Here is an 11,330-nt window from a genome sequence, read left to right on the forward strand (position 1 = left end):
GACGATGTCATGAACACACCGATTGGCGCCAGAATTCCGTCTAAATTGAGGGTAGAGGGGATACCGCGTATTTCGGAATTGTTGAAATCGATTGGACTAATTGCGATTGATTTACCGGAGATAAATGAGGAAATTGCTGAAGTCTGCCGTCGTAACGCATTGACCATCGGAACCGTGGATTTAAAGGATGTCGCCCAAACGATTTCATGCGACAGCGATAAGCGCAAGCGCGCTGTAGAAAGTGTCTGTTATCAGATTGCTCAAATTTCTCGCCTTGGCGGCAAGGCCGCTTTTGTCTGTCTTGTGCCTGAGGATGTGTATCAGCCGATTGCCGCGTCACTTGAATATTTTGAGGAGTCGTTTCCGGACATTGCGAAGACATGTGAGGAAAACGGGGTTCGGATAGCAATTGAAGGGTGGCCTGGACCCGGACCGCACTACCCAACGCTAGGCTACACTCCGGAAGTGTGGCGCGCCATGTTCCGTGCAGTGCCGTCGAGTGCTTTGGGATTATGTTTCGATCCGTCACATCTCATCCGCCTTGGCATTGACTATCTTCGCGTCTTTGACGAGTTTTCGGAAAGAATCGTTCATTGTCACGGCAAAGACACGGAACTGCTTCATGAACAGCAGTACTTGTATGGGAACATGGCTGCCCGTTTGGATGCGACACCCGCATTTTCAGAAGGGTCATGGAGATATTGTATTCCCGGCACGGGCGAAGTGGATTGGGCTCGTGTGGCATATCGCTTGCAACGCATCGATTACAAGGGTTGTGTATCGATTGAGTTGGAGGATGCGCGGTACTCTGGAACTTTAGACAATGAGTTGAATGGAATTCGCAAGGCTTATGCGCATCTGAGTGGACATCTTTCTTAATTTGCAAACATGGAGGGGCGATGACGATGAATAAAGTGCGATTCCTGATGATTGGCGTAGGCGGTATGGGGCAGGCGCATATTCGCAACATTCTAGAAATCGAGAATGCTGAAATTGTTGGATTGGTGGATCCGTCTGAGCAGTCTATCAAAAGAGCGCGGTCGCGCTCGCGCGTGTTGCAAGACGTACCTTCGTTTTCGAATATCGAAGACGCCTTTGACGCCGTTCAAGCGGATGCAGCAGTGATTGTCACGCCGCATAGCCAGCACTTTGACCAAGGTATGGCTTGCCTGCAAAAAGGTTTGCACGTGTTGATGGAAAAGCCGTTTGTGGCGGGTAGTGAGAACGCGCGAAAAATCATCCAGGAAGCAGAGGCTGTGGGGCGTCATCTTGTCGTCAGTTATCAGCGGCATCTGCAAGGGCCGTATATCTATCTTCGCAACCTCATCCAAAGCGGAGAACTTGGCGAGATTCGGTTTATCACCGCTTACCAGGCGCAAAGCTGGCTTGAGTCGCAGCGCGGGACCTGGCGGCAAAACAAGTCGCTTTCCTGCGGTGGCCAGTTAAATGATTCAGGATCACATTTGATAGATGTCGTATTGTGGCTGACGGGTCTGACACCTGAGGCTGTGCTGGCGAATATCGATAATCGAGGCACAGAGGTCGACATTGACAGTGCATTGACCATCCGTTTTGTGGGTGGCGCGATGGGAACAATCAATGTGGTTGGCAGTGCGACTGTGAATTGGTGGGAAGATGTCTCTATTCATGGAACGAACGGATGTGCATGGTACCGAAACGGGGAGATTCTCGTTTCAAAAGGGATGAATGGACCTGTCGAACGCGTTTCAGAACAGGCTCTGCCGCCCTCGAGCAATCCGGATGCCGATTTTGTCAATCTTGTTTTCGGGCGCATCGCTTCCCCAGCAGCGCCGGCGGAATGTGGGTACCAAGTTGCCCGTTTCACGGAAGCTGCATGGCAAAGTGCGGAGACGAATCAATTTGTTTCGTTTACAGTATAATCTATTGGAACACCCTATGAAGTGAGGAGAAGGAGCAGGCGGAATAGCATGGTTTCGCTTGCTCCTGAATATACTTCCCCCTAGAATATACGACCGCTACACGCCGAGCACCCATTCTATGCTATCTGAAGAATCATATGGAACAATCGGACAGCATATAGTATAATAGTATACAAGTATACTGAAATCGGGCGCTTTGTCGGTTGTGTTTTTGTACAAATTGTAACCGCTTTCTGGATCCCTTGCGCCAACTGCAGAGGAATTCCATAGCCCGACGAACGATGCAAGGAATTTTGTCGCAGATGGGACGGTGAACGAATTGTCTATGCAGATTTCGACGGAATACGCACGGCCATCGAACACCCGTTTTGTGAGTTTGGTGTCCGGGGTAGCGGCCATTGGTGGATTTCTGTTTGGTTACGACCAAGGGGTGATTTCGGGGGCCATTGGCTTTCTGCAGACACAGTTTCACATGGACTCTAGCCTTGAAGGATTTGTATCGGCCAGTATCCCGCTCGGGGCCATGCTCGGTGTGTTGATTGCGGGGTTTTTGAGTGACAGGTTGGGGAGAAAGCCAGTATTGTTGCTTGCTGGGTTATTGTTTGTGGCGTCGAGTTTGGGGGCAGCGGCAGCCAACTCTGTTGCCGTGTTGGTGATTGCGCGGATTGTCGGTGGAATCGGAATTGGCGTGGCCTCCATGCTATCGCCGCTATATATTTCTGAGATTTCCCCTGCGAGCATACGCGGTAGACTCGTTGGGACCAATCAGTTGGGTGTCGTGTTAGGTATTTTCATTGTCTACATCGTCAATGCCGTCATTGCAAATATTCACACGCACGCGTGGGATCAAGCGTACGGCTGGCGTTGGATGTTTGGCGTGGGTGCGATTCCCGGTATCATTTTCTTTATTTTGCTGTTTTGGGTTCCGGAGAGCCCGCGTTACTTGCTCAAACAGGGGCACGAGGCGCGCGCATTGGCTGTGCTTGAGAAGATTAATGGGGCAGTTGTGGCGCAGGCAGAACTCGCGCAGATCACGACTTCACTTCGCGAGGAAAGCGAGGTCAATGGCCTGTGGCGCGAGTTGATGCGGCGAGGAATTCGAGTCGCGTTGCTGGTTGCGGTCGTGCTTGCCGCGATGCAGCAGTTCACCGGAACCAGTGCTGTCGCCTACTACGCGCCAATTATCTTTAAACAGGGGGGGGCAGGTGATAACGCGGCCTTGATTGAAACCGTACTCATTGGCGCGATTAAGGTGATATTCACGATTGTGCTCATGTTGTTGGTCGATCGCGTCGGACGCCGCCGCCTCTTATTGATTGGCGCGAGCATGATGGCCATCTTTCTCAGCATCCTCGGGGTCTCGTTCGAAGCGGCGACCGTCAGTATTGGCGTGGTCTTGGCATTTATCCTGCTCCACACGGTCGCGTTTGAGCTGTCGTGGGGTGGTGGCGTGTGGATTGTCATATCCGAGATTTTCCCGACGCGTATTCGTGGGCGGGCGATGGCAATCGGCTCGTTCGTGCTCTGGGGCGCAACCTACTTGGTGACGCAGTTCTTCCCGGTAATGATGAGCCACCTTGGCGCCTCTATCACCTTTTGGGTCTTTGCACTCATGTGCATCATCATGTTCCTCTTTACGCTACGTTTTGTGCCGGAGACGAAAGGGAAGTCACTGGAGCAGATTCAGCGGGATTGGACTGGGGAAAAGGGAGAATCGCAATCCGTTTGACCCGTGTGCAGTCGGGATTGGCGGGGCGGCCCTAGGCGTAAATTGCCAGGGCTACACCTGACTGGTATACTAGTATGTGTTATGGCGAGCGGGTGATCGTAAGCGCCTTCTTTTCGGAGTAGAATAGGGATTGGCGGTACTGGATAACAGACAGCCGACGCCGCAGTGCGCTCGCATGTGGCAGCGGGCGCTGCGACGGCCGGGACTGGGTGTTGTCGAAGGGGTTGTACTAGGAGGCGAACAACGATGGCAGAACTCATTACGCTCGGTGAGACAATGGTCCTGCTCAAACCGTTTCACGGCGGTGGGCGGCTAAAATCCTCGCAAGTATTATCCAAAAGTATTGGCGGCGCGGAGAGTAACGTCGCGATTGGCGTCTCTCGGTTGGGGCACGAGAGCGCGTGGATTAGTAAAGTGGGGCGAGATCCGTTTGGGGAAGAGATCTTATACACACTAAATGCTGAGCGGGTGGACACCCGGTATGTCAGTTTGTCCGACGCACCCACCGGCATCATGTTCAAGGAACGGATTCGCGATGAAGACTCGCGAGTCTACTATTACAGAGAGCGGTCAGCAGCGTCCACCTTGCAAGTGGATGACGTCCGCGAGGACATGATTCGGGGGGCGAAACTGCTGCATTTGACAGGTATCACGCCGGCGTTGAGCGCGTCCTGCCGGGATGTTGTAACGCATGCGATGTCACTTGCGAAACGAAATTCGGTACGAATCAGCTTTGACCCGAACTTGCGCCTGAAACTGTGGAGTGCGGAAGAAGCGCGGGCGACGCTGTTGCCAATGGCCCGCGAGGCAGACTTTTTCTTTCCAGGGCTGGACGAGGCGCGTTTGCTCTTGAATCGGCCAGAGGCGGATTCAGATGAAGTGCTTGATAGGTTTTTGGATATGGGGATTCCCACCATTGTGCTGAAACTGGGTCCAAGCGGGTGTATCTACGCGACGTCGGAGAATCGGATCACGGTTCCCGGATTCAAGGTCACCGAGATCGACTCAGTGGGTGCGGGGGATGGCTTCTGTGCCGGCTTTTTGACGGGTTACCTCGAAGGGTGGGAACCTGCCAAGTGCGCGGAGTTGGCTAATGCGGTTGGCGCCCTTGCCGTGACTGCCGTCGGCGATTACGAGGCGTTGCCGACGATGGAGGAAGTTGAACAGTTTTTGGGGAAAAGCAGTTCCATTGCGCGCTAAGGCGCAGATAGGGGGGGCACGGCATGCGGAGTATTCAAGTGATTCAGAGAGTCATCGAGGAGCGTGTCATTGCGGTCATTCGCGAAAATGCGCAGGAGACGGCGATGGCGGTGATAGACGCGGCGATTGCCGGTGGCATGACGCTGATGGAAGTGACGATGACGACGCCGGGGGCCATCGAGATCATCACGTGGGCGCGTAAAAAGTACGACGGTCGAGCCGTCATTGGCGCGGGAACAGTGCTCGACAGTACGACGGCCCGCCAGGCGATTCTGGCTGGCGCAGAATTTGTGGTGAGTCCGGCACTGGACGTGGAGACGGTGCGTCTCTGTCATCTCTATCAAGTGCCGGTGGTTCCAGGGGTCGCCAACATCCAGGGAACTATCGAGGCCTTGCAACTCGGATGTGGGATTGTGAAGTTGTTCCCATCCAATCTATTTAGCCCAAGTGCCATCAAGGCGTTCAAGGGACCCTTGCCCCAGGCGGAGTTTATTCCGACCGGCGGGGTAAATGCGGACAATCTGCGGGAATGGCTCGCGGCAGGTGCTTTGGCTGTCGGGATTGGCAGCGATTTGTCTAAACAGGCCAAGGCTGAGGGGAACATGGAAAGCGTCACGGCGTACGCACGGCGGGTTGTCCAAATCGTGAACGACTACAGGGCGGGATGAGCAGATGAGAATGGTGTTTCGGTGGTACGGCGAAGGCAACGATACGGTCACACTTGACCAGATTCGGCAAATACCAGGGGTTGAGGGCGTTGTCTGGGCGCTGCACGATGTTCCGGCCGGCGAAGAGTGGCCGATGGATAAGATTCGCGCGGTGGTCGACGCTGCAAATCGCTACGGATTTCACACGGAAGTCGTCGAGAGCGTCAATGTGCACGAGGACATCAAACTCGGCCTGCCGACGAGAGACAAGTACATTGAAAACTACAAGCGTACGATTGAAAAGCTCGGGCAAGTGGGCGTGAAGGTTATCTGCTACAATTTCATGCCGGTGTTCGATTGGGTGCGCACAGATTTGAACCGGAAGAACGAGGATGGCTCAACCGCGTTATTCTACGAGAAGGCCAAGTTGGAGAATATCGATCCGATGGAACTCGTCGAAAAAATCACCCGCAATTCCGCTTTGACAATGCCTGGCTGGGAACCCGAGCGTCTTCAAGACCTTTCCCGCCTCTTTGAATTGTACAAAGGGGTCACAGAGGAAGATCTGTGGCGGAATCTCGAGTATTTTCTCCAAGAGATTATCCCAGTGGCACAGCGGAGTGGCATTACAATGGCCATTCACCCGGATGATCCGCCGTGGTCCGTCTTCGGACTCCCACGCATCATCACCAACCAAGACAATCTGCGCCGCTTCTTACAGCTCGTCGACAGCCCAGCCAATGGCGTGACCTTGTGCAGTGGCGCATTGGGCGCGAATCCGGATAATGACGTGATAGCGATGGTATACGAATTTGCCGACAGGGTGCCGTTCGCCCACATTCGCAACGTGAAAATTTACGAGAATGGCGACTTTGTCGAGACGTCGCATCGGACGCAGGATGGGTCGCTGGATATTTACGGAATCGTCAAGGCGTATCACGACAAAGGTTACACGGGCTACGTCCGCCCGGACCACGGCCGTCAACTGTGGGGTGAACAGTGTCGACCAGGCTACGGATTGTATGATAGGGCCTTCGGGATTATGTACCTGTGGGGCATCTGGGACTCGCTGGAGCGCGCGAAGGGGGAGCAGGCATGATTCCAATCAATCCAAATTTGCGCGGAAAAGTTGCGGTCGTCACAGGCGGGAGCGGTGTGCTGTGTGGCGCCATGGCCGTGGAATTGGGCCGACAGGGTGCCAAAGTGGCCGTGTTAAATCGCACGGCTGAGACGGGGGAACGCGTCGCGCGCGAAATTCGCGAGGCGGGCGGCGAGGCGATTGCTGTCGCGTGCGACGTACTGGATGTCGACAGCGTGCGCCGGGCAGAGGAAGTCGTCCGCAAGGAACTTGGGCCGTGCGATATTCTCATCAACGGCGCAGGCGGCAATCACCCAAAAGGCACGACGACCAACGAAATCTTTCGGCAAGAAGATCTCGATAACCCGGAGGTGACTTCCTTTTTCGATCTCGCCACCGACGGCATCGACTTCGTCTTCCGCCTGAATTTCTTAGGTTCTCTCATTCCGACGCAAGTGTTCGCGAAGATGATGGTGAACCGAGCGGGTACGACGATTATCAACATGTCGTCGATGAGCGCCCCGAGTCCGATGACGAAGGTTCCTGCTTATAGTGCGGCCAAGGCGGCCATTGAGAACTTTACGAAGTGGCTGGCGGTGCATCTGGCGGAATCGGGCATTCGCGTGAACGCCATCGCACCGGGATTCTTCCTGACCAAGCAGAATGAGAAACTGCTGACCAACGAAGATGGGTCGCTGACGGAACGCTCGCACAAAATTATCTCGCACACGCCTATGCGGCGCTTTGGCAAACCTGTTGACCTACTTGGAACCCTGCTGTGGCTGGTTGATGAGAATATGTCCGGCTTCGTGACAGGCATTACCATTCCCGTAGACGGAGGCTTCATGGCGTACTCTGGCGTGTGAGTGCGTCGGGTGGCTCGTCGGGTCGTCGGTACAGATTGCACAGATAGACGGGATTCGCTGCGATGGCGTGGCGAATCCCGCTTTTGTTGGTCAGGCAGACTGTGCGCTAGGCGTTTTGGCGGATGACAGCCAGCGTCATTTGATTGCGAGCGGATCATTTGCTGCAAATGAATACAGAATATTATTCGAGTTAGTAATATAATAAATTTAATATGGTAGATTGCTCGTTCGCTCGCTCGCATTGCCATGGTACCTATTCAATCGCGAAAGGAAATTCGCTATTTTGTCGCTGAAATCGATGGAGGGGTGCAAACTGTTGGATTTTTATCCGCTTGGTGATGCGGCCGTCGTCATCCGCGTTGGCAGCGAGATCAACATCGCGAACCATCGAACGGTGATGGCACTCGTTTCGTATCTTGAAGATCACCCGTTTCCCGGGATGGTGGAATGTGTTCCGTCGTTCACGACGGTGACTGCGTTTTACGACGTGATGCAAATCACGTATGACGAAGTGATTGCGCAATTCAAAGGTTTGGAAGACCAAATTGTGACCGGGACGGACGAATCTTCGAAGACGGTAGAGATTCCGGTGTGCTATGGCGGCGAATTTGGTCCTGATCTCGAAGCGGTCGCTCGTCACAACCACTTGACGCCCGATGAGGTCATCGCGATTCATACTGGAGCGGATTATCTCGTTTATATGATTGGATTTGCTCCAGGGTTTCCGTATATCGGGGGGATGAGTGAGAAAATTGCCACGCCCAGGCTCCCGTCGCCCCGTTTGGCGATTCCTCCAGGGACCGTTGGCATCGCTGGCGCACAAACGGGCGTCTACCCAATTGAGACGCCAGGCGGTTGGCGCCTGATTGGTCGCACGCCCTTGGCGTTGTTTCGGCCGAAAGAGCACCCGCCAACCTTGCTTCGCGCCGGGGACCATGTGCGTTTTTACGCCATTACAGAGGATGAATATCAGCTCATGTTAGAGGAGTTTTCAAGAAATTGATTAGGGTCCTACATTCCGGAATGCTGACGACAATTCAAGATTTGGGCCGATTCGGCTTTCAAAAGTATGGCGTGATTGTCAGTGGCGCCATGGACGCATTTGCTCTGAAAGTTGCTAATGTACTCGTCGGCAACCGCGAAAATACGGCGGCGCTCGAGATGACGCTACTTGGCCCTTCGCTTTTATTCGAGGAAGATTGCCTCATTGCTATCACGGGCTTTGGCATGACGGGGATGATTGACGACAGAGTTGTTCCGACATGGCGTCCTGTATACGTCCGCGCGGGCAGTACGCTAACTTTCAAGTCGACGACGGATGGCTGCCGAGCCTACTTGGCCGTCGAAGGTGGTTTTCGCGTCCCGATGGTGATGAACAGCGCGAGTACATATCTGAAGGCTGCCATTGGAGGATACGAAGGCCGTGCACTGCGACAAGGCGACGTCTTACAGATGGGCGATGCCGTCGAACGCCCCCTGATTGCTAAAGGCACTTTATCGGTGATGGCTCGCGAATCGCGATTTGCCTACCCAAACTGGTCTGTCAGCAAAGACATGCTGCCGAGGTATCAGGGCAATCCAGTCCTCCGCGTGATTCCAGGCGGACAATTTGAGGATTTCACAGAGGCGTCGCGCAAGGTGTTGTTGGGGGAGCGGTTTGAGGTGTCGTCGAGATCGGATAGGATGGGATACCGCTTGTCTGGACCGTCACTTGAGTTGACAGAGCAGGTGGAACTGATTTCCGAGGCAGTCACGGCGGGGACCGTGCAGGTCCCGTCGGACGGAAACCCAATCATTCTTCTTGCAGATAGGCAGACGATAGGGGGCTATCCGAAAATCGCGCAAGTGATTCAAGCTGATCTCCCCATCATCGCCCAGGTCCGCCCAGGGCAAAGGGTCGGTTTTGAACTGGTCACGTTGGATCAGGCTCAGCGCTGGCTCCGAGAACAGCACCAGAATATCAATCGTTTGAAGGCTTCGCTTAAACATTTATCCGAAAGGTAGGGATTGATGATGTTTCGTCTCGATATCAACTGCGACATGGGAGAAAGTTTTGGTGTGTATAAGCTTGGAACGGACGCTGAAATTTTAGATTTCGTGACGTCTGCCAACGTGGCGTGCGGATTTCACGGAGGGGATCCGGCATCCATGCGCAAGACAGTCGCGTTGGCCCTGGAAAAAGGTGTGGCGATTGGCGCGCATCCGGGCTTGCCGGACCTCGTCGGGTTCGGGCGCAGAAACATGGCAATTAGCCCAGAGGAAGCGTACGACATGGTCGTTTATCAAATCGGTGCACTCTACGGATTCGTCAAAGCCCAGGGCGGCACAGTGCAGCACGTCAAGGCGCACGGTGCGCTCTACAACATGGCTTCTGTCAACTATGCGCTGGCAGAAGCGATTGCGAAAGCCGTCTACGACGTCAATCCGGAACTGATTCTCTACGGGCTATCCGGTAGCGAGTTGATTAAGGCTGGACAGCAAATCGGGTTGCGTACGGCGAGCGAAGTTTTCGCGGATAGAACGTATCAGCAGGATGGCACGCTCACCCCGCGCCGACAAGCGGACGCGTTGATTCTGGACACGAAGCAGTCGGTTGCGCAGGTCGTGCGCATGGTGCAAGAAGGCAAGGTTTTGTCGCAACAAGGGGTAGATGTATCCATTCAGGCTGATACGGTGTGTATTCATGGAGACGGCGCGCATGCACTGGCATTCGCCAATGAAATTCGCTCGGAATTGACACGCAACGGCATTGAAGTGGTCGCCATCGGCAAAAAGTAAGATGTGGTTTTTGTACATGCAGGAACATCAAACGCGTGATACGGTGTTGGGGATTTTCCCGGGTATCACGCGTTTGATATTTTGTCGCTTGCTTTTGGTTTTCCGCGCGACTTCGGCCCTAGGTTGGGGCTATGGCGAGTGACGCTTGAGATACGCGTAGCCATGAGGCGGCGGCCAGATTCGACAACTTGTGAGATGGACATTGGGGAACATGGATTTGAACGATTGATGGGTTATGCTCGCGCGAACCTGAAGTGGGCTTAAAAATAAGGTCGTTTCGCGCAATGACGAAGGCTTGATATTATCTCGGTTTTTCGGATTCTGTATGGAGACATACGGCGCACCGATGTATGATGGGATGAACTTCGCGCATTGTGCCGCAGCCCTGTTGAAGCTGGATATTCCCCTAAAGGAATATATGATCGGACTTCGTTTTGTTCCTTTACATTTGAAAATATCCTGGTGTGTCCAGTTGTTCTGGCTCCGTGTTGATCCTATGTCAAACGACCGGTTATGACATAGCCCAATCACACGGGCTTCATTGGATGTGCCGGATTTGATATTTCTCCTAGCCTAATTCCTAGTTTCGAGCGTATATCGGCTGCATATTTAATGTGGCCTCCACTATTCCACGAGCCTTTACGAATAGAAATGATGTATTTTTATTGATTAAATGTATTTATATCGCATACTCATATCCTGTGTTCGGTGCTTAAGTCGTTTCTCTGCCTCCAAGGCTTGTTAGTTCGTTGATACTCCATGACAGCCCGTGTAAGAAATTCAACGAGAACGCTGATAAAATCCAGGGAGCCGCGCACATCATACACTTGCTTTTGATTCCATTATTTATAAAATATCATGATTTTTGTATTTACTCTTGTTAAATTGGTGCGACTTTTTATTTTTTTGAGCCAATTCAGTAGAGTCCAATATACTGTGTAAAAAGGGATGGCACCCCGGGGCATAAAATATGAGCCATCCGCCCCTCTTTGGTAGAATGTGAGATTGGAGAAAACCACATTACCAGGAGGAAAACGAAAATGGCTCAATACCAGATTACCCTGAATGACGATTCTTTGAAAGACCTCTTTCTGCAGGATGGGGGTGTCGCGAAGTTGGTCGAACAGGTGC

9 protein-coding genes and 1 pseudogene are annotated in these 11,330 nt (G+C 53.2%); all 10 read left to right on the top strand.

The genetic code is table 11. The annotated features are described in order from the left end of the window. Positions 1-9: 9 nt before the first annotated feature. The 10 genes and pseudogenes from J3482_RS10855 to pxpA all read left to right on the top strand — a co-directional run bounded on the left by J3482_RS10855 (position 10) and on the right by pxpA (position 10,199). A complete protein-coding gene (locus tag J3482_RS10855) occupies positions 10-879 on the top strand; it encodes a sugar phosphate isomerase/epimerase family protein (protein WP_146824513.1) in 870 nt (289 codons plus the stop codon). Between the two features lie 26 nt (positions 880-905). Further along, positions 906-1,901, top strand: coding sequence for a Gfo/Idh/MocA family protein (locus tag J3482_RS10860; protein WP_223204287.1), 996 nt, complete (start codon positions 906-908; stop codon positions 1,899-1,901). Between the two features lie 289 nt (positions 1,902-2,190). Then, positions 2,191-3,630: pseudogene (locus J3482_RS10865) on the top strand (sugar porter family MFS transporter); the annotation flags it as partial. Positions 3,631-3,876: 246 nt separating this feature from the next. After that, the gene (locus tag J3482_RS10870; RefSeq protein WP_146824510.1) at positions 3,877-4,830 is read left to right on the top strand and encodes a sugar kinase; all 954 of its coding nucleotides are present in this window, start codon (positions 3,877-3,879) and stop codon (positions 4,828-4,830) included. A gap of 23 nt (positions 4,831-4,853) precedes the next feature. Then, the gene (locus J3482_RS10875; RefSeq protein WP_146824509.1) at positions 4,854-5,498 is read left to right on the top strand and encodes a bifunctional 2-keto-4-hydroxyglutarate aldolase/2-keto-3-deoxy-6-phosphogluconate aldolase; all 645 of its coding nucleotides are present in this window, start codon (positions 4,854-4,856) and stop codon (positions 5,496-5,498) included. A gap of 4 nt (positions 5,499-5,502) precedes the next feature. Next, on the top strand, positions 5,503-6,576 hold the full coding sequence (gene uxuA, locus J3482_RS10880; RefSeq protein WP_146824508.1) for a mannonate dehydratase: 1,074 nt from the start codon (positions 5,503-5,505) through the stop codon (positions 6,574-6,576). Further along, the gene (locus J3482_RS10885) at positions 6,573-7,421 is read left to right on the top strand and encodes an SDR family oxidoreductase (protein ID WP_146824507.1); all 849 of its coding nucleotides are present in this window, start codon (positions 6,573-6,575) and stop codon (positions 7,419-7,421) included. Before uxuA ends, J3482_RS10885 begins: the two co-directional genes overlap by 4 nt. A gap of 298 nt (positions 7,422-7,719) precedes the next feature. Next, positions 7,720-8,424: a 5-oxoprolinase subunit PxpB gene (pxpB, locus tag J3482_RS10890; RefSeq protein WP_031218653.1), complete on the top strand. Its 705-nt coding sequence runs from the start codon at positions 7,720-7,722 to the stop codon at positions 8,422-8,424. Beyond that, positions 8,421-9,425, top strand: a complete 1,005-nt coding sequence (locus tag J3482_RS10895) for a 5-oxoprolinase subunit C family protein (protein ID WP_021296557.1) — start codon at positions 8,421-8,423, stop codon at positions 9,423-9,425. Before pxpB ends, J3482_RS10895 begins: the two co-directional genes overlap by 4 nt. A gap of 9 nt (positions 9,426-9,434) precedes the next feature. Beyond that, positions 9,435-10,199, top strand: coding sequence for a 5-oxoprolinase subunit PpxA (gene pxpA, locus J3482_RS10900; protein ID WP_146824506.1), 765 nt, complete (start codon positions 9,435-9,437; stop codon positions 10,197-10,199). Positions 10,200-11,330 lie beyond the last annotated feature (1,131 nt).

The organism is Alicyclobacillus suci, from assembly GCF_017329615.1.
Taxonomy (GTDB): Bacteria; Bacillota; Bacilli; order Alicyclobacillales; family Alicyclobacillaceae; genus Alicyclobacillus; species Alicyclobacillus suci.